General features: G+C 56.5%; 16 protein-coding genes. 11 read left to right on the top strand and 5 right to left on the bottom strand.

Annotated features, from left to right (window positions below):
• Nucleotides 1-15 precede the first annotated feature (15 nt).
• On the bottom strand, nt 16-1,536 hold the full coding sequence (gene pilM / locus OSO_RS0115565) for a type IV pilus biogenesis protein PilM (RefSeq protein WP_010584173.1): 1,521 nt from the start codon (nt 1,534-1,536) through the stop codon (nt 16-18).
• A gap of 547 nt (nt 1,537-2,083) precedes the next feature.
• Between pilM and OSO_RS0115550 the strand changes: the two genes are divergently transcribed.
• Both OSO_RS0115550 and OSO_RS0115545 read left to right on the top strand, forming a co-directional pair.
• On the top strand, nt 2,084-4,798 hold the full coding sequence (locus OSO_RS0115550) for a zinc-dependent metalloprotease (RefSeq protein ID WP_010584172.1): 2,715 nt from the start codon (nt 2,084-2,086) through the stop codon (nt 4,796-4,798).
• A 112-nt stretch (nt 4,799-4,910) separates the two neighbouring features.
• Nucleotides 4,911-6,518, top strand: coding sequence for a hypothetical protein (locus OSO_RS0115545; protein ID WP_010584171.1), 1,608 nt, complete (start codon nt 4,911-4,913; stop codon nt 6,516-6,518).
• A gap of 25 nt (nt 6,519-6,543) precedes the next feature.
• On the opposite strand, the gene coaE is transcribed toward OSO_RS0115545, so the two are convergent.
• The 4 genes from coaE to OSO_RS48045 all read right to left on the bottom strand — a co-directional run bounded on the left by coaE (nt 6,544) and on the right by OSO_RS48045 (nt 12,918).
• The gene (gene coaE / locus OSO_RS43675; RefSeq protein WP_010584170.1) at nt 6,544-7,248 is read right to left on the bottom strand and encodes a dephospho-CoA kinase; all 705 of its coding nucleotides are present in this window, start codon (nt 7,246-7,248) and stop codon (nt 6,544-6,546) included.
• A 100-nt stretch (nt 7,249-7,348) separates the two neighbouring features.
• The gene (locus OSO_RS0115535) at nt 7,349-8,152 is read right to left on the bottom strand and encodes a hypothetical protein (protein ID WP_157605204.1); all 804 of its coding nucleotides are present in this window, start codon (nt 8,150-8,152) and stop codon (nt 7,349-7,351) included.
• Nucleotides 8,153-8,330: 178 nt separating this feature from the next.
• The gene (locus OSO_RS0115530) at nt 8,331-11,945 is read right to left on the bottom strand and encodes an isoleucine--tRNA ligase (protein WP_010584168.1); all 3,615 of its coding nucleotides are present in this window, start codon (nt 11,943-11,945) and stop codon (nt 8,331-8,333) included.
• 319 nt (nt 11,946-12,264) lie between these two features.
• A complete protein-coding gene (locus tag OSO_RS48045; protein WP_010584167.1) occupies nt 12,265-12,918 on the bottom strand; it encodes a Maf family protein in 654 nt (217 codons plus the stop codon).
• Between the two features lie 375 nt (nt 12,919-13,293).
• On the opposite strand from OSO_RS48045, the gene OSO_RS0115515 reads away from it, so the two are divergent.
• From OSO_RS0115515 to OSO_RS0115475, 9 genes are all read left to right on the top strand, one after another.
• Nucleotides 13,294-13,572, top strand: coding sequence for a hypothetical protein (locus OSO_RS0115515; RefSeq protein WP_010584166.1), 279 nt, complete (start codon nt 13,294-13,296; stop codon nt 13,570-13,572).
• Nucleotides 13,573-13,751: 179 nt separating this feature from the next.
• Nucleotides 13,752-14,906, top strand: a complete 1,155-nt coding sequence (gene pheA, locus OSO_RS0115510; protein WP_010584165.1) for a prephenate dehydratase — start codon at nt 13,752-13,754, stop codon at nt 14,904-14,906.
• 4 nt (nt 14,907-14,910) lie between these two features.
• Nucleotides 14,911-15,690, top strand: coding sequence for a triose-phosphate isomerase (gene tpiA, locus OSO_RS0115505; protein ID WP_083842909.1), 780 nt, complete (start codon nt 14,911-14,913; stop codon nt 15,688-15,690).
• Between the two features lie 35 nt (nt 15,691-15,725).
• Nucleotides 15,726-16,376: a preprotein translocase subunit SecG gene (gene secG, locus OSO_RS51725; protein WP_010584163.1), complete on the top strand. Its 651-nt coding sequence runs from the start codon at nt 15,726-15,728 to the stop codon at nt 16,374-16,376.
• Between the two features lie 41 nt (nt 16,377-16,417).
• Nucleotides 16,418-17,299: a YicC/YloC family endoribonuclease gene (locus OSO_RS0115495; RefSeq protein ID WP_029247058.1), complete on the top strand. Its 882-nt coding sequence runs from the start codon at nt 16,418-16,420 to the stop codon at nt 17,297-17,299.
• A gap of 6 nt (nt 17,300-17,305) precedes the next feature.
• A complete protein-coding gene (gmk, locus tag OSO_RS0115490; protein ID WP_010584161.1) occupies nt 17,306-17,893 on the top strand; it encodes a guanylate kinase in 588 nt (195 codons plus the stop codon).
• A 75-nt stretch (nt 17,894-17,968) separates the two neighbouring features.
• Nucleotides 17,969-18,235: a DNA-directed RNA polymerase subunit omega gene (locus OSO_RS0115485; protein ID WP_010584160.1), complete on the top strand. Its 267-nt coding sequence runs from the start codon at nt 17,969-17,971 to the stop codon at nt 18,233-18,235.
• Nucleotides 18,236-18,253: 18 nt separating this feature from the next.
• A complete protein-coding gene (locus tag OSO_RS0115480; RefSeq protein WP_010584159.1) occupies nt 18,254-18,814 on the top strand; it encodes a flavoprotein in 561 nt (186 codons plus the stop codon).
• A gap of 16 nt (nt 18,815-18,830) precedes the next feature.
• Entirely contained in the window at nt 18,831-19,466 is a 636-nt protein-coding gene (locus OSO_RS0115475) for a phosphopantothenoylcysteine decarboxylase domain-containing protein (protein WP_010584158.1), read from the top strand.
• Nucleotides 19,467-19,686: the final 220 nt, after the last annotated feature.

The raw sequence follows: 19,686 nt of genomic DNA, 5'->3' as shown, positions 1-19,686 counted from the left end.
GGATTGGCCCGCCGACTATTGGCCTGGGTTCGCTGACGATGCGGGTTGATTCGAAACGGGGGGCACGATGGCGGGTTTGGCCGCGGGTTTCGGCTTCAGCTTGACTGCCACCAGATCGGCTTCGAGTTCAAAGCGACTGACATATTCCGAGTCACGACTCATTCCGGGGGCGGAGCTTGGCGACACGCTGAACTTGGGCAAGTCTGCCAGGCTTTGTCCAAGTTGCTCGGCATCGGCTCGGCTTTTCGCCATCCCGGTCGTTTTCAATCGTCCCAACACGTTGCCCAAACCGGGCGAGAACTTGTATTCACTGACCAGGACCCGCGGTGTTCCATGCATCAACTGATAGAGCTCGCCGATCTGATTCAATTGGTTGATGTTGCGTGACTGCCAGTCTTCGACGTTTTTGGCGGCCTCCAGCGTTGGCTCGCTTTCTTTCACGCGGAGGCCTAACTGGTTGTCTTCTGTTCGTAATTCCTTGATGCGCGCGTCCATCCCCACCAGTCCTTGGTGCATAATTCCCATTGCGAGCGCGGTCAGCACCAGAGCCGCTACGGCACCGACTGCCATCAATGGCTTACGGGGATCTCGCTTGCGAGGCGGCTGACGGGGATGTAGCAAATCGATTTTTGGCGTCAGCGGATGGGACTGGATCAGAGCGAGTCCTGTCGCAATCGCGAATTCCGTCGACGCGCCGTCGATCTTGGTCGACCCCAATGCCACATGTCCGTCGCGCCACGGATCGAACCGTTCGACGGAACAGTTCCAGCGCTGCTGGATCGCCGCAGGCAATTCACCCACGTCGACATCGTCACCGAGAACCCAGGCGCGCTGCAACGTCCCATTGGGCAGCCACGCCTGCACTTGGACAAGGACTCGCGAGACTTCCGCCAGCATTTTGGTGACGGGAGGAATCTCGTTTATTGAGGACCATTTCACCGCATGGGCCGCAATCAACTGCTGTTGGCAAACGACCGCCAACTCCATCCGAGCTCCCTGCCGTAGAACGACCAGACTCGCTTCCGCCGGATCAAGCGACCGCCGTGTCGCACCTCGCGCAATCAGTTCAGACAGGCACAGTGAACTGAGCGTCAGTTGAACCACGTCCAGCCCGGCTTCGCTCAATAAACTTCGAATCGGGGCGACCGTGGCCAGTGATGTTGTCGCCAGCCAGACCTCTTTTTGAGCGACGCCCGGACGTGATGGGAGCGGTAGGTAGTCGAGCAGTAGTTGATCGATCGACTGAGCGGTGCGCGCAGCGGCCTGAAAGCGGACCAGCGTGGGCAGTTCATCATCGGGAACACTGGGCAATTCCAACAATCGCAAAACGACATCTTCGCGAGGAATTGCGATGGCGACATGCCGCGCTTTAATTTCAAATCGTTGCAACGTTCCGCGTAGCCATTCGGCCGTAGGTGGCTGTTCAGGCCAGTCGACCCTGAACCCCTTCACAACGCGAGGGCCGGCAACCGACGGAACAACTTCCAGTCCGCTGAGCTGCTTTCGATCCCAACTGAGGGCCAAGATCTCGGCCATGACGGACCCTTGTGCGCTGTTTTCGGTGAGAAAATTACCAAACCCCTTCACTGTGGAAGAGTTGCGAATGCCTAAGTTGGCGGCTGTTCCACGGATCGAGATTATTCAGGCTATTCGCTCGTCCTGAGCGGTGCGACTCCGAATTGACCGTTCACGCGGAATTCAGGTTTTCTGGGCATCGTCATCCGTCGTGAACTGTCACGACATCGAAATTCATCGCGTTCGGTGACCTCCATTATCGGCCGTTTAATCAATCCACAGAGAGCGGAAGCTGTTGCGGCGAACCACGACAACCCACTTTGCATTGGGAGTCCGGCAGATTTCGATCGCCATCGGCGGCAAATTCAGCTCAATTGATTCATCCGGAGCGTTCTGCACAGCCTATAATCTGACAGAAATGTTGAAGTTCCGCCGGAACCTCTCACTTTTCCCAGTTCGCGTATGCCTCCACCACTTCTCTCGTGCCATAATGATGTTAAATTTAGGCAGAATGCGTAAATTGTCCGGAGCGGTTCTACCTGCGATCACTTGCTCAGAAGGTTTCTTCATGCCTCGACCTGCTTGCCTGTTGATGTTTGTGGCACTCACAGCATGCCTTTCCTCCATGACCGTCGAGGCGCAACAGCCTGCCGCCGCCACCCCGTCGAAGTTCGAGACGTTGACGACCGGAATGAAGAAGGTCGACGGGCTGTTTACCGTTTATTCCAAGGATCAGCAGATCCTGATCGATCTGAAGCAATCGAAGTTGAATCAGGATTTCCTGATGCTCAGTTCGATCGCCCGGGGGGCCAGTCAGGGAATGGTGCTGGGTGGGATGACCTGGGGCGATGATGTCCTTTGGTCGTTTCGAAAAGTCGGCGAAAAGATCCACGTCCTGCGGCGGAATGTGAAGTTTAAGGCGAAAGCCGGAACCCCTGAAGCGCAAGCGGTGAAACTCGCGTACAGCGATGCCGTGCTGTACGCGCTACCCATTCTGACGGATACGCCGGGTGGCCATCTGGTCGATATGACGCGCATTTTCTTGAGCGACGACGAATTGATCGGACGAATGCTGGTCGCGTCATTCGTCTACGACCGAAGTACGATTGCGAGCGTCAAAGGATTCGATAAGAACATTGAAATCGACGTCGCCGCCGTTTACTCGCGCGATCCCATGCATGAATCGGATGCGGTGCCCGATGCTCGTGGGATGCAGGTGATGGTGCACTACAGCATCAGCCAGCTTCCTCAGACTGGTTATCGCCCACGCAAAGCCGATGATCGGATTGGATACTTTCTGACGGTGACGAAGGATTTTAGCGACAATAGCGACGATCAAAACTTCGTGCGTTACATCAATCGCTGGGACCTGCAGAAACTCGATCCGAGCGCGAAAATCTCGCCGCCGAAGAATCCCATCGTCTTTCACTTGGAAAAGACGGTTCCCGTGAATTTGCGACCCATCGTTCGCGAGGGGATTGAAGAGTGGAACAAGGCGTTCGACAAACTAGGCTTTGACAATGCCATCGAAGTGCGTCAACAACGTGACGAAGACACGTGGGATCCGGAAGACGTCGAGCACAACACCTTCCGCTGGATTACCGCCGAAGCCGGTTTTGCCATGGGCCCCTCGCGCGTCAATCCGTTGACGGGCCAGATTCTCGATGCGGACATCATCTTCGACGCCAGCTTCCTGCGGTCATGGAAGACGACCTACGAAAACTTCACCCCTTCCACCGTGGGTGTGCTGCTGGGCGAAGAACCACCACAAGGGGCATCGCGACTCAGCCATCTTCCTGCTAATCACCGTCACAATGAATGCCGACTGTCCTGGGGCATGCAGCAGCAGACCAGCTTTGCCGCCGCGGTGTTTGCCGGCATGGGGCTGACCGAGAAACGCGGTGAGTTGCCTGAAGACTACTTGAAACAAGCCTTGAAAGAGGTCGTGATGCACGAAGTGGGGCACACACTTGGTCTGCGTCACAACTTCAAAGCGAGCACCTGGAAGACACTTGCCGAGATCGAAGATCCCGCCAAAGTTAATGAGCCGACCGTGGCCAGCGTTATGGACTATTCGCCAGTGAACATCGTTGCGGCCGGGGTGAAGCAGACCCCCTATTACACGACAACGCTCGGTCCCTATGACTACTGGGCGATTGAGTACGGTTACAAGCCGGTCAGCGGCGACGAAAATGCCGAACTGCTAAAAGTCGCAGTGCGCAGCGGTGAACCCGGTCTCGATTACGGGACCGATGAAGATACCGAGGCCAATGATCCCGACCCGCAATCCAATCGATTTGATTTGGGGAAAGATCCGATTGCGTATGCTCAGCGCCAGGTCGCGACCGTGAATGCGATTCTGCCGAAGCTTCTGGAGCGGACGGTTGACACTGGCGATGGTTATCAGCGGGCCCGACAGGCCTTCGCGATCCTGTTGCGTGAGCACTACCGTACCGTCCACCTTGCCGCGCGGTTAATTGGTGGTGTCCAGGTTTATCGCGATCATAAGGGCGATAACCAGGCACGAATCCCCTTCAAGCTCGTCGATCCCGCACAACAGCGTGCGGCCACCAAGCTGTTGCTCGAGCAAGGATTTGTCTCACACAAGTTCGATCCGACCGTTTTGAATTCGCTCGCCGCCACGCGTTGGTCACACTGGGGTTCACCGGAAGTTCGACGCGTCGACTTCCCGATTCACAGTTTGATTGCCGATTTCCAAACCGGTGGCGGGGGGATGCTGAACCACTGCTACGGGGCCGCCGTGTTGGCTCGATTGCAGGATGGCGAACTGAAAGCCGCGGCCACAGACGATGTCTACACGTTGGCTGAGCATCTGAAGTCGGTGACGGAAGGCCTGTTCGCGGAACTGGCCGCACCACCTGCGGGGGAATTCACCAATCGCAACCAGTACATCTCGAGCTTCCGCAGGAATGTGCAGCGCGCCGCCTTGCGACAGTTAAGCGATATCGTTCGCAAGACTCCGTCAGACAGCGCGCTCCAGTTGAAACTTCCAGAAGACGCGCGGGTTCTCGTCAGACTGCATCTCGTCGATTTGCAGTCGCGCATTGATGCCGCGGTGGCAAAAGCCGATTTGAAACTGGATGACTATTCGCGGGCACATCTGCTCGACTCGAAGCTGAGAATCAAGCAGATTCTCGATGCCGAATCTGAAGACTATGGGAAGCCACAGTCGTCACGCGGTGGCGGGTTCTTCCTGTTTAGCGAGCCCAATGGAAAAGAACGTCAGGAACCGATCGAATTGATTCCTGCGAACGAACCTTGAAGTTGTTGCCAGGACCTGATCTCTCGGACTTCACTTGTCGGACGATTTTGTTGAGGATGGGCATTCGTGGTCGAAGAATGTCACATCGAGACGTCGTGCAGGTAACCGGGACGTGAAAATCTGGCTGTCTCTCCTCATTGGTTCACTGGCGATGCTCGCCGTGCTCTGGTGCACGTCCCTCCCACTGGGAGTTCCAGGGGAGTGGACGTGGGATCGTGCCGCGACTGAACCAGATTCCCCTTGGAATCTGGCGAGCGGGCTCGTGATCAGCTCGATGTTCATTGCGTTCGTCATTCGTGGCCGACAGCGGTTTGAGGCATTTGCCGAATCATCGAGGTATCGCTTCGAATCGGTCGCCTGGCTCGCGGGACTTGTCGTGTTGGGCGTCGCCTGGTTGTGGCTGGTCCAAGAGATTGCGCCGATCAAGAACCGCGTCGGGAAATCGGCCTTTGTGCTCTACTACCCCAGCTCGTCGGGCTATTTCACGCGGGCGCGTTACGATGATCCGCGTGCCGGGGCATTGCTGGCCCGCTATGAGGAATTGATGCGTGAAGGGGATGTCCTGCACACCGGGACTCATCCGCCGGGCCTGTTTCTCGTCTTTCACGGCCTGTTCATGCTCTGCGAATCGTCCCCGGTCCTGTCTGCTTTTCTTGATGCGACACAGCCCGGATCGTTCCGTGAATCGTGCGACGTGATCGCCACGAATTCGTTGCGAGGGCATCCGCCGAGGACTCTGCTGCCGCTCGATCGACGTGTGCTCTGGCTTGCGACCCTGATCGTGATGTTCTCGGCATCGTTGACGGTGGTACCGCTCTACGGCCTGATTCGGCGATCCGTTTCGGCCGCCAACGCCTGGACCTGTGCCGCTCTTTGGCCCGCGGTTCCCGCGCTGGCCATGTTCATTCCCAAATCGGACGCGGCCTTTCCCTGCCTTGGCATGCTGCTGGTCTGGATTTGGCTGACCGCGTGGGAGCGGCGTTCATTGTGGCTGTCATGGCTCGCGGGGCTGATGACCTGGTGTTGCCTTCTCTGCAGTCTGGCCTTCTTGCCGGTCCTTCTTGCCGCATTCTGCTTGACGCTGGGGGGCAACCTCTGGCAGTTCGTGCGAGACCGGCGAGGCCGTACTGCAATCAATTCAGGGACAGCGTTCACCTCTCCACTGACCTTGCGACACGGCCTTTGTTTATTAGCCGCAGTTGTCGGTGGCGCAATTCCCACGGTGCTTCTGGGCGTTTTTGCTCACATCAATCTGCTGACGGTTTGGTGGTGGAACTACCAGAATCATGCGGGATTTTATCGGCAGTATCCCCGCACCTATTGGAAGTGGCTGCTGGTCAATCCGCTCGAACTCTCATTCGCCGCGGGCTGGCCGATCGCATTCCTGGCGCTATTGGGCTGTGTTCATGGATTGAGTTCTGGCTTTCGCGGTCGCGGAAGCGGCTGGGGGACTCAAACTCTCAAGATCGTGACTTCGTTGACGCTGGTGTGGGGCATCCTGTGGGTCACAGGAAAAAACTCCGGCGAGGCGGCAAGGCTTTGGCTGTTGTTCATGCCCTGGCTGATCTGGTTGGCAAGTTTCGAAATCGAATCGATGTTGTCGCAATCAAACGATCCCGACGTTCGTCAGCGAATTTCGCTCCGCATCCTGGCGATTCAGTTTTTGGTGTGTCTGCTGACGGTGACACGAATTAGCGGGTTTCACATGGACTCGAACTAAATCGCTGTGCATGACGTCGTGATTGTCATGCGCTGCTTCGACGATCCGATTCCGTCAGCCGATACGAGTTGCGAGGTATGATGCTGCGTTCTTCCAGTGCCGTCAAAAGTTGCTGTCCGGCATGATCGAGGTCGCGATCGTTTGCGATGATCAGATCTGACTCGCGTCGTTTCTCCATCAGGCTCCACTGGCTCGATTCGCGTCGCCGCAGTTCCTCTTCAGACCATCCGCGGTTTTCCTTCACGCGTGACAGGCGAATCTCATCCGGCGTGTCGATAAACACCACCAGGTCACAGCGAGTTCTCCAGCCCGCTTCCAGCAGAATGGCGGCATCCAAGAGAACGGCGTCTTGATTGGCCACAATCGCCGCGTCGACTCCGGCCATGATCTGGCGATGGATCTCTGGATGCACGATCTGTTCGAGATCCTGCCGAGCCTTTTGATGACTCGCGTCATTTCCGAATACCTGCTGCGCCAGCGCCGCTCGCACGATTTCTCCATCGCTCCCCAGGATGGAATCGCCGAATCGCTGACACAGCGCCTGTTTGACGGTCTCTGCCCGCAGGGCGAGATGGCCCAACGCGTCGGCATTTAAAACCGTCAATTTGGCGCGTTCGGCGACCCAATTGGCCACCGCGCTTTTTCCAGAACCGATTCCCCCGACAATCCCGACAACAGGAATTCGACGTTGAGATTCCAACGTGGCCGAAGCAGTTGATGCACTGGCCACACGGGCCTCACTTTCTCATTCGTAGTCAACACTCAATCTGTCGCACGCCGGAATCGACGGTCTATTCGTCGAGGAATCTCGCTGCACGCCTGTTGCGGGTTCAGCGGATCGAACGCAACATGGCATGAATTTTTGCTTCGTCATATTCGTCGGCGTTTAACTGCAGATCCAATTTGCATCGCCCTTTTTTGCCAGGAAACTCGCCATGGATCCACCAGGTTTTCTGCCCCCCTGTTGTCGTCGGCAGCGCCGTGTCGATTGGTTCCGTCGTTGATGCCGCCGTGGCAGGCGAGTCGGATGGAATTGCAATCGGCTGATTGGCATCCACATCCGACGAGGCCTGTTCTGAGGATTTTGATTCCATGTCCTCGACATCGTCATCCGTCGTGCGTTCCGCGGGTGCTGGTTTTGCCTCGCCGAAGACGAAGGTGAACGGATACGCCTTGCCACGTATTTCAAATTCTTGGACTGTTCTCGTGTAGTGAATGAAGCGCTCATCGATCGTATCGTCAAACGTGGTGTCCACCTCGAAGTGGATCCCATTGCCGTCCTTCGAATTGGGAATGGAAACCAGGGCCAGTTCAGACGCGTCCTCGTCATTGCAGGTGCCCGACGGGCACCAGTGGTACGAGATGATTCGAGTGCCCAGAAACGAGATGGCGTTTTTAGGCTGCAGTTCGCGAGGCAGCTCAATCTCGACGATCTCTGCGGTCAGTTCACGGACTTGCGTCGGATCAGTCATGTGAAGGTGCGCAAAGCTTCGCTGCAACCAGATGTAGCCCGCGACCCCCAGTCCCGCACAAAGTAGAAAACCGCCTCCGCATACGACCACCAGTGTGATCAGCACGGCTTTCATCGTGCTTCCACCGCGAGCGTGAGACGCCTTCAATCGATTCTCGGTCACGAAGCTGCGTTCATTCCTTGGTGGAATCCTTGGGCAACGTGCCCGCGCAAAGCGGTCATTGATTTGGCGCACGGAGTCGGTCCCCCCAGTACGAGCGGTGTCGAATAGGTCGTTCTCAATCAGACACACTGCCGTTTCGTTCAGCCTGACTGACGCGAAACGATCGCCCGGTGACAGTTCAGACTCGTTCAATCCAGACAAAGACTTTGGCTTCGCCCACGTTGACTGCGGCGCTATCAGACGCTGCCGTCCCCGCGGATGTCAATTCATCTGCCAGGGTCTCGCTGCGAATCAGATCTGCCCATTCGCGCAACATCCAAATCACTTGATCGTCGTCGGACATGTATCCGATTCGGATATGATTTTCGATTTCCAGGTCCGCGTCCTTGCGCAACTGTTGAACCTGTCGAATAAAGTCGCGCGCCATTCCTTCGCGAATCAGCTCGGAAGTCAGCTCGGTTGAAAGAGCGAGTTGGATTCCGCGATCGTCAGCGCAGACCCAACCCGTTGCCTGCTCCGTACCAACCTGCACATCTTCAGGGGCGAGCGTCACGGTGTGGCCATCGAGCGAGATCGTGACGGATTCTCCGTTTCGGACAGGGGCCAGCAAGCTCGGATCGACTGTCGGCAATTTTTCTCGCAGTAGGTTCAGCAGTTTTCCGTATTTCGGCCCTAAAGTCTTCAGGTTTGCCTTGTAAACATACTTGACGATATCCGCGAGGCTGTCGCAGAAGGTCACGCGTTTGACGTTCAATTCTTCACGAATCACGTCGTTCAATTGCTGGATCGCGTCGCGCTGCGCGGCACTGCTGGCCGAGACGCGCAGTTCCAAAAGTGGCTGACGCACGCGCTGATTTGTTTCGTCACGCAATTTGTGACCGAGTGCGACAACCAGTTGGGCGGTCGACATCCGGTCGTTCAGGTCACGATCTAAATAATCGAAGTTGGGCGTCGGATACGCGCAGAGGTGGACCGATTCAGGCACCGTGGCCCCGTCCTTGTCCTTTGCGGGCTGAACCACAAGATTTTGATACATCCGCTCGGCGAGGAACGGGATCATTGGTGCGAGCAGCTTGGTCAAAGTCACCAGGACTTCATACAGAGTCTGGTATGCGGCGAGTTTGTCGGCGTCGCCCGCGTCTTTCGACCGCCAGAATCGACGTCGATTGCGGCGGATGTACCACGAAGACAGGTTATTGATGAACTCGGCCGCCAGTCGTGCGGCGTCGGGCGAGTTGTAGTCTTCGAACGCGGTTCTCATCCCGCTGATTAATGCTTGCAGGTTGGACAGCAACCACCGATCGATCTCGGGACGGTTAGCAACAGGTACCTGCGGCGCATCGGGGTGGAATTCATCCAAGCGAGCGTAGTTCACGAAGAACGCGTAGCTGTTCCACAGTGGGATCAGGACCAGGCGCCGCGTTTCGTCAGCCGGCGTGCTGGTCACGACGTGCGTCTTCACCCCGTCGATCGTCGTGTCCGTCGGACCATGCACCGTTTCCAGTGTCACGGGCTTATCGGGATGGCGGGTACCAAAGCGTAAATCGCTGGCGGGATTTTGAGCCAGGTACATCCAGCGCATCGTATCGACGCCCAGTTGCTCGGCCGCTTCTTCAAACCAGATTGCCGTGCCATCCGACTTGTGCATCGGCTTGCCTGCTTCGTTCATGACCAGGCGATGACCGAGCAGCGTCTTGAACGGCTTTTTCTGTTCCGGATCTTCCGTACGGTCCCAGTTCATCATCGTGGCCATCGACAGCAACGAATAAAACCAGTTTCGGAACTGTCCCGGAAAACATTCCGTGACCAGATCGGCCGGATACCACTTGCGCCAGTACTCGGGGTGCGTATTGAATCCCAGTGTGCTGAACGACACGATCCCGGCATCCAGCCATGGATTGCCCACGTCAGGAATGCGTGACAAGACGGCGCCCGTTTTCTCGCTACGGATTTTGACGAGATCGATCCAGGGCTTGTGAGGTGTGTGGCCTTCGAATTGATCCCAGCCTTCGACGGCGCGCGACTTCAACTCGGACAGTGATCCCATCACTTCGAAGTCGGTGGGATCGTCGGGGTTGATCCAGATCGGTAGCGCCAGACCCCAGAATCGCTTCTTCGAGATCATCCAGTCGCGCATGTTGGTGAGCCACTCGCGCTCACGCTCGCCCCCCTGAATGCTGTCGGGCAGCCAGCGGATGCGATCGGTGACTTGCATGATTTCATCACGCCAGTCCATATCGATAAACCACTCATCGACCAGACGGAAGACCAGTTCATCACCGGTCCGCCAGCAGAACGGATAGATGTGCGGATACTTCTCGTCCGCGACGAGCAGATGTTTTTCTTTCAGTTTGGCGAACACCAGATCGACCGTGGTGGGATCGGTCGCTTCGCGGCCCGTGAAATCACCGAACCCATCGACAAAACGTCCGTCTTCGGCCAGTGGCGCGATCCCGACAACGCCGGCGGCGATTCCCAATTGATGATCCACGTCCCCGCAACCCGGTGCGATATGGACGATGCCCGTTCCTTCGCCTGCGACGACATTGGGATTGCCTTTGAAGTCGCGTCCGCCATCGATCACGCGATGGCAGGTGATCCCCGTTTTTTCGCCCAGTCGCGGATCGCGCGGAACGCCGCCGATGGAAGATTGAGCCGGTAGGTCGTCAAAGGGGCCTGTGTATTGCCAGCCGACCATTTCGGCACCTTTGATCGTTCCTTCGATCTCGTAGCCGCCTGTTTCTTTGAAGAGCTGGCCGAGCGTCTTGAGCTTGGGTGTGCCGTGAGGCCAGTTCCATTCCGGTCGTCCAAATCCTTCTTTGAACTCTTTGGCGAGCCGCTGGAATTCCAGGTTGTCTTTGGCGAAGTAATAAATCGCTCCATCGCGCTTCGTCTTCAGCTTCACATAATCCAGGTCGGGATTCACCGCCGCAGCGACGTTGCTCGTCAGCGTCCAGGGGGTCGTGGTCCAGACCAGCAGGAATTCCGGCGGCTGACCTTCAGGGGCCGGATCACGGACGACAGGAAAGCGGACGAAGCAACTGCGGTGCACGGTCAGTTTGCGGCCGTCGGCCACTTCCATCTGGCTATAGGCGCTTCCCCCGCGCCCCGACCACGGCATCACGTCGTGACCGCGGTAAACTTTGCCGCGTTCGAAGCATTTCTTCAGGAAGGTCCAGATTGTTTCATTATTCTCGGTCGAGAACGTGAAATAGCTACCGCCCCAATCCGGATTCCCCAGCCTGGAAACGATTGCTTCCGCCGTGTCGCTGATGACTTCGTTGGGAAGCTTGGGAGGCGTGAATTCGACACGGTCGTCAGTGCCAATGGCCTCGGCCAACCGGCGCAACTGTTTTGGATCGTCCCACTCCATCCAATAGCCAAGGCGGATGGATTGTTCCGTCTGAATCGCGGCGTATTTCAAGACACGCTGCTTACAGGCATGGACGAACTTGTCGATGCCATAGGCTTCGATCTGGCTCTTGGCCCCCAGTCCCAACTGCTTTTCGACTTCAACTTCGACCCACAGGCCCTGGCAGTCGAAGCCGTTTTGGTAGCGGAGATCTCGACCGTTCATTGCCCAATAGCGTTGAAAGGTGTCTTTGTAAGTGCGTCCCCAGGCGTGGTGCACACCCATGGGGTTATTGGCGGTGATAGGACCGTCCAGGAAGCTCCAGGTGGGTTTCCCGGCAATTTGTTCGCGCAGCTTGGCAAAAATCGACCGTTCGTTCCAGAACTTGAGCGCTTCATGCTCACCGCGAACAAACTCTGCATCACCGACTTTTTCAAACATCGTAAGCCGAATCCTTGTTCATTTCGTTCCCGCCGGATGGTTCCGTAGGAGTGCGATTGATCAATTCTATCTATGGCAATTCGAACAACTTCAAACGTCGTCGTCTCGACAGACGCTTTGGCTGATTATTCAGCCCTGTCGCCATCGTCGGACCAGTTAAGACACTTCGCTGCGAGCGTGGTGATTGCTCGCGTCGCCCCAGTTCGTCGATCGCGGAATTCTCGCCACCCACATGGACGAGGGCAATACCTGCGATCCCTGATGTACGCGAAAATTGGTGGGTTGCGGGGCGATATGCTGCGGGCGGAGAGATGTCACATCACCTCAAGGCCACTTCTGCGAACAGTTCGAGAAGTGCTTCCAGAGGCAATCCCACCACGTTGGTGAGGCTGCCTTCGACGCGCTCAACAAAAACGCTACCTGCTCCTTGCAGTGCGTAGCCTCCCGCCTTTCCTCGTGGTTCGCCGGTCAAAAGGTACCAATTGAGCCACGGCGAAACATCCGAGCGAAACGTCACGCGTGTTTCCACAATCCGCTCTGACGATCGGCCATCAGGCGTCACGACATATACCGCCGTCGCGGCGAGATGGGTTTTGCCTGCCAGGTGTGTCAGAAACCAATCGCGCGTGATTTCACGCCAGTCCTCTGATTCTGGTGGCTGCCCCAGGACCTGGGGGCGGCTGAGGCCTTCTGTGATAATGACCGTCGTGTCGGCGGAGATGATCAAGGTGCGAGGCCGTTCGAAGAGCCCTTCTTCTTCTGCGTTGAGCTCATTGCGCACCTGATTGGCCTTGTGCCGGGCAATCTCGAGCATCCTTTGGCGAATGGAAGCGAGGTCTTCGCAGTCGTCGAATCCCGCCTCTTCGGACGAAGCGGGTGGGCGAACGGCGATCAGGTCTGGGTGAACAATTAATTGCAAAAGTTCGAGTCGACGTGGTGATCGCGACGCGAGGAGGTAACGGCGAAATGACATAGCTTGCTTATGTTGACCAAAGTAGGTGGGCTGCCCAAATTCGCGGCAGATGATCGGCGTGTTGGCAGCAGTTCTAGTCGTTGCACGAGGTGATCAACAGCAGAACACGGCGAGACAAGTATCCGCTCGTCGGGGTGGTCTCACAAGACTGGTCTTCGGCGATTTCAGCCGCTCTGTACGATCAGGGGATGTGTGCAGGGGGTCCGAAGATCGATTCGGAATGTTTTTTGAGAGAAAAAGAAAATCGTTGACATTTACCCCCATGATCTTAACAATGCCCGGTCGAAATTGAGATTCCGCGACCATAGTCGGCGGTCTCATTGCATGGAGCAGTGCTTAAAACTCGTCTAGTATAGCGGCTTGTGGAGCTAACGAATGTCGTTTGACTTTGAAGTTGACGAAATGGAATCCGATTTGGATTACGTTGAAGGTCTCGAAGAGTCTGAACTCGAAGGCGGCGAAAGCTTCGAGGAAATTGATTTTGAATCGCTGGGCATTGATCCCGGTGCTCCGACTGTAGCCAAGCCTGGTTCTGAGGAAAAAGTGCTGATGCTCGCCGCGCGATATGCCGCGGGAGTACCTTTGTGGCATGAGAAGGATTGCTATGACCACAGCCCCGGCGCGATGGCCGCGCGCTTGGTTCAGAAGGGTTAAATACCCCGAATTGCCGAAGCCCTGGCAAACGGAAGTCGTTTGCCAGGGCTTTTTTCGTTGCATGGGCGGTCTCCTTGACAATCAGCGAAGCTCACCTGTAAAAAGATTTCCCGTCAATTTGACGATCTCTCTCATTTAGATTCGGTGAAGCGTAACGAACCCATCTTGGAGTCGCTTGGATGGCCAGTAAACCGGTGCCGAAGAAGCCCGTAAAGTCAAACACTGCACCGGCTTCCGCGAAAGCGCCAACCAATACTGCCGCGAAGGCCTCGGCCGGTTCCGCCCAGGAAATGGCACGGCTGGACAACGAAATCCTCAAGCTGCTCAATCGCCGTGCTGCCGCGACTGCGAAATTGATCGAAGCAGACCCCAACTGGTGGTCAGCAACGTACGATCCGCGTTCCGACGACGATCTGCTGAAGCGGATTGAAAGTGAAAATCAGGGGCCCCTGCCTGCGGATGCTGTACGCGGTGTGTTCCGCCAGGTTTTGAGCGCGGTTCGGAACCGTGTTCGGCCTCGTCGCGTTTCATATCTCGGCCCTGCATTTAGCTTTACGCACATGGCGGCTGTTGAGCGATTCGGCGAATCGTCTGATTTGATTCCGGTGAACACGATTGCCGCCGTCTTCGAAGAGGTGAACCGCGGTCATGCCGATTTCGGAGTGGTTCCAATCGAGAACAGCACCGATGGTCGAATCATCGACACGCTCGACATGTTCACTCGTTTGCCGCTTCGAATCTGTGGCGAAATCCAGTTGTGTATTCATCACAACTTGCTCGGAAAAGTTTCGCGGGGCGAAATTAACGAGGTTTACAGTAAGCCGCAGGCGCTGTCGCAATGCCGTGACTGGTTGAGCCGCAATATGCCGCAGGCCCGGTTAATTGAAGTGACCAGCACTTCGACCGCCGCACAGTTGGCTCGCGATAAACCCGGGGCGGGGGCGATTGCCAGTAAGCAGGCCGCCGTTGAATATGGGCTGCAGATCCTCGCGGACTCCGTCGAGGACAACAAGAACAACGTCACGCGATTCGCGATGATTGGCGATAAGCCAATCGGCCCAACGGGTCGCGATCGCACGTCGCTGTTGTTGCAGATTGGTGATAAACCGGGAGCGTTGGCCGATGCGTTGGCGTCGTTCAAGCAGAACAAGATCAACTTGACGTGGATCGAGTCGTTCCCTTTACGTGGCCCCGAGAGCGGCTACATTTTCTTCATCGACTGCGAAGGCCACTCGAAAGACGCCAAGGTCAAGCGAACGCTGGATGACCTGGCCCGCCTGGCAGTTCGAATGGAAGTCTTAGGCTCATATCCTCGCAGCGAACTGATTGGGTAGTCATTTGAAACGGTCCTTGTTTATCGTCGGCAATTGGAAAATGAACACGACCCTGCAGTCCGCGAAATCGCTGGCGGCGGATGTCGTGAAGGGCCTTGATGGGAAGCTGTCCGGTGTCGAAGTTGGGGTGTGCCCTCCTGCTCCGTTCCTGCTACCTGTTGCCGAGGCCCTGCGCGGCTCGCAAGTCGTGCTGGGGGCACAGAATGCCTCCAACGAGAAGCCCGGCGCATTCACTGGCGAAGTCGCCATCGAGATGTTGCTCGACGTTGGCTGTCAGTGGGTCATTCTGGGCCACAGCGAGCGTCGTCAGTTCTTCGGTGACACCGATGAAATCATCAACAAAAAGGTGCTGGCGGCATTGGATCGCGGCCTGAAGGTCATCTTTTGCATTGGTGAATTGCTGGACGACCGTCAGTCTGGCCGGACCGAGGCGGTGTTGGAAGTTCAGCTCGCGAAGGGGCTGTTGAATTTGACTGCCGCTCAGATGGAACGCGTCGTCATTGCCTACGAGCCGGTTTGGGCCATTGGCACCGGAGTCACGGCATCGCCCGAGCAGGCGGAAGAGACCCATGCGTACATTCGCAAGTGGTTGACGACCCGCTTCAGTTCGTCTGTCTCGGATGCAACTCGCATTCAGTACGGGGGTAGCGTGAAGGGCGACAACGCCAAGGAACTGCTGGCCAAGCCAAACATTGACGGTGCGCTGGTCGGTGGGGCGAGCCTCAAAGCAGACCAGTTCCTCGCCATCGTGCGGGCTGCCAGCGAAGTCGCTACAATCTCGTGAAGCTCGTTTTCTGAGCCTGGAAGGATGTCGGTTTCATGGTCATGTTTTCGTATGTCCTGATGACGTTGTTGATGTTCTCAGGATTGTTTTTGATCGGTCTGGTGCTGCTCCAACGCGGACGCGGCGGCGGTCTTGCCGGTGCGTTTGGCGGGATGGGCGGACAAAGCGCATTCGGCACCAAGGCCGGCGATGTCTTTACACGCATCACCATCGGCGTCGCGACCGCTTGGATCCTGTTGTGCGCTGGCAGTGTTGTTGCGCTGCACCATGCCAGCACCGGACGGACCGATTCTTCGGTGTTCAAAGACGAGAAGAGTGACGCGATCAAGCCGGGTGACGTCATCAAGGCAGACCCGAAAGAATCGACACCCGGTGACGAAGCCGAGATCGGTATTGGCAAAGATCAGCCAAAAGCTCCTGTGGTGATCCCTGAAGGTGCGAAGACAGACGGCGACAAGAAGGCGGAAGAGAAGCCGGCCGACGCGAAGCCGGCAGTCGACGCCAAGCCGGCCGAAGACGCGAAGCCCGCTGAGCAAGTCAAACCAGCAGAGGAAGCGAAGGCTGGTGAGGCGGCTAAGTCCGAAGCGGCACCCGCTGACGAGAAAAAGTCAGAGACTCCAAAGGTGGAAGAAGCAAAGCCTGCTGAGCCGACACCAGAGCCAACTCCGGCAAAGCAGCCCGAGTAGGGCTTTCGGGGCCTGCGCAAAACTCTTTTCGGGTAGATTCCGTGCTGCTCAGTATGACGGGTTATGGCGAGGGGTCTGTTCAGAATGAACAGGCCTATTGCCGTGTCGAGATCCGAACAGTCAATAACCGACATTTCAAGCTTTCGCTCCGCTGCCCCGATGGGTTGCAGCAGCAAGAAGCGGAATTCGAACGGCTATTGCGCGACTCGATCTCACGCGGGACGGTGCACCTGTCAGTGCGCATTGACCAGTCGGCCACACTCGGCGGACCGCGACTGAATGCCGAGATGCTGAAGGCTTACTGGCACCAGTTAAATCAAATTGCGCAAGAACTGTCCGTGCCAGCACCCGATCCCGTTCGCCTGTTGAATCTACCCGGGGTCCTCAACGAGAACGGGTTGAGCTCGGATGCGGTCGAGGCTGTCTGGCCACTTGTCGAGCAAGCGGTCAAAGCCGCTGCACTGCATCTGCAAGAGTTTCGCCGAAAAGAAGGGGAAGCGACGGCCGGTGAGTTGAGACAGCTTCTGAAGTCTGTGGAGGATGTACTGGGGCAGGTTGTCAAAATTGCACCACAGGTAGCTCAAGAGTATCACGAAAAGTTGGTGCAGCGGACGCGTGATTTGCTCGCGGGAACAGATGTTCGGGTTGAGCCTGCGGATGTCTTGCGTGAGGTTGCCCTCTATGCGGATCGATGCGATATCCACGAGGAAATTACTCGACTGCGCAGTCATATCAGCCAGTTTCTGACGCTGATCGATAAGGCGAACGCACCCGGCCGCAAGCTCGATTTCCTGTGCCAGGAAATGTTTCGAGAAGTGAATACAATTGGCTCCAAGGCCAATCATATTGATCTGTCCCATTCGGCGGTCGACATGAAGTCGAGCATCGAGCGAATTCGCGAGATCGTTCAGAACGTGGAGTGATGTGGCATGACCGAACGTGTCGGGCCCAATAACTTTCAGATCCTCGTTTTGTCGGGACCTAGCGGTAGCGGCAAGACAACTGTCGTCGAACGTCTGATTCGCGAATCGCCGGTGAAATTGGTGAAGGCGGTGTCGGCAACGACGCGCCCCCAGCGAAAAGGGGAAATCGAGGCCGAATCCTACTATTTCCTGACGACAGACGAATTTGTGAAACGCCGCGATCATGGGGAATTTCTGGAAACTGCGGAAGTCTTTGGTGCCGGATACTGGTACGGTACGCTAAAATCAGAGATCCAGCGCGCCAAAGATCTGCAGGGTTGGGCGTTTCTGGAAATCGACGTTCAAGGTGCATTAAAGGTTATCGAGTTCTACCCGGACGCTTTGACGATCTTTTTGCAGCCACCGTCCTTGGAAATTTGCGAACAACGTCTGCGAAACCGTGGTACCGATTCAGAAGAGACCATTCAACGGCGGCTGCGGAAGGTGCATGAAGAGCTGGCCTTGGCCGATCGATACTGCTATCAAGTCGTTAATGACGATTTGAATCAGACTGTGAACGAGATCAATGCAATAATCGCGAAGCATCGCGTTTGAAACAGAGACGGCAACTCCGAAGATCAATTTGGGCCCAATGGGGTCAGGCTTTTAACGAAGAATTGGAAGACGGTTATGCTCGACGAACTGAAGGAAGAAGAGATCGTTAAGAAGGTTGGCGGCCGTTTCAAGCTGTCCTCGTTGATTCAAAAGCGGATGGTTGCGTTGAATCGCGGAACCCGCCCTCTGGTGGAACTGCAGTCGAAGAACGCGATGGAAATCGTCGTTCAGGAAATCATTCAAGATAAGATTTTCCTCGACGCCAGCGGTGCTGTGATGACCCGCAATGACGAAAACCGCGAGCGTCACTTCTCCAGTGGCCCGTCGCTCGACGACATGTAATCTCGACGACACCGAATTATGAACGGTCGCGAAATATTGCTGGGGGTTACAGGTGGGATCGCTGCTTACAAAGTGGCTGACCTGTGTAGCAAGCTGATCCAGACGGGTGCGTCGGTCTCGGTCGTTATGACCGAGTCGGCAAGCCAGTTTATCGGTGCGACAACGTTCGAGGCCTTGACCGGGCGTCCTGTGTACTCGAGCACATTTCGCCCTGTCGAGCACTTCCGTGGTGAACATATCGGACTGGCCCAGCGTGCCGATCTGTTCGTCGTGGCTCCCGCGACGGCACATTTTCTCGCGCAGGCCGCGGGTGGGTTTGCGGGTGATCTGCTCACGACGCTCGTGCTGACGTCTACCTGCCCCATGCTCGTGGCACCGGCCATGAACTGCGAGATGTGGGCCAAAAAATCCGTCCAGCGAAACGTAAAACTGTTGCGTGAGGATGGCGTTCATTTTGTGGACCCCGGTTCTGGATGGTTGAGTTGCGGGCAGGTCGGCGCAGGACGCATGGCGGAACCAGCCGAGATTCTGGCCGCGATGACAAAACTGTTGGCTTCTTCGTCGCAACCATTTACCTAGATCCCACGGCAGCGCTATGCGAATTCTGATCACAGCCGGACCTACGCGCGAGTATCTGGATGATGTTCGCTATCTGTCGAACGCCAGCAGTGGACGCATGGGCTATGCGATCGCGGAAGCTGTGCTGGCCGCAGGCCATGAAGCGGTTCTGGTCAGTGGGCCGGTCTCGTTGACGCCGTCGCTCGGATGCGAAGTGCATCAGGTTGAGACCACCGAAGAATTGCATACCGTCTGTAATCGACTGTTTGTCGGGTGTCAGGGCGTAATCGCCACGGCGGCGGTCTGCGACTATCGACCACGTGAACGCTTTCAAGGAAAACTCGCGAAAACAGGCGTGTCACTGGAGTTGGAGCTGGTCGAGACGGCTGACGTTCTGGCGGATCTGGGGCAACAAAAAGGACCTCGGTGGATCGTGGGGTTCGCGCTCGAATCCGACGAATTTGCACACATTAATGCCCTGCGTAAGCTGAAGCAGAAGAATTGCGACGCGATTGTGTTGAACCGCCCGACTGCCATTGGTTCGACCGACAACCAGATCGAAATCATCAATCAATCCGGCCAGAGCGTCGTCAAATACTCGGGAACAAAGTCCGATGTCGCCCGCGAGCTTTGGCAATGGATTGAAAACCACTTAGTGGAACCGTTGGCCTAAACTTCTGTTGAAGTAACGGGGACTGGCTCCGGCTAGCGTAAAAAACGCCATAACATCGTCAACGCCAAGGTGCCTGTCCCCCCTTACGTCAACAGACTGCTAAGGTGGCGTCGCGATGAACTCGCGGCGAGCAGATCGGCTTGCCTGCGGACGACGATCACGAACCTGTCGGGGCAGTGCGGCGAAGCTTTGGCCTTCCCTTTTGGCACAACCGGTGGTT

The organism is Schlesneria paludicola DSM 18645, assembly GCF_000255655.1.
Lineage (GTDB): Bacteria > Planctomycetota > Planctomycetia > Planctomycetales > Planctomycetaceae > Schlesneria > Schlesneria paludicola.
This window is presented reverse-complemented; position numbering and strand designations above follow the sequence as displayed.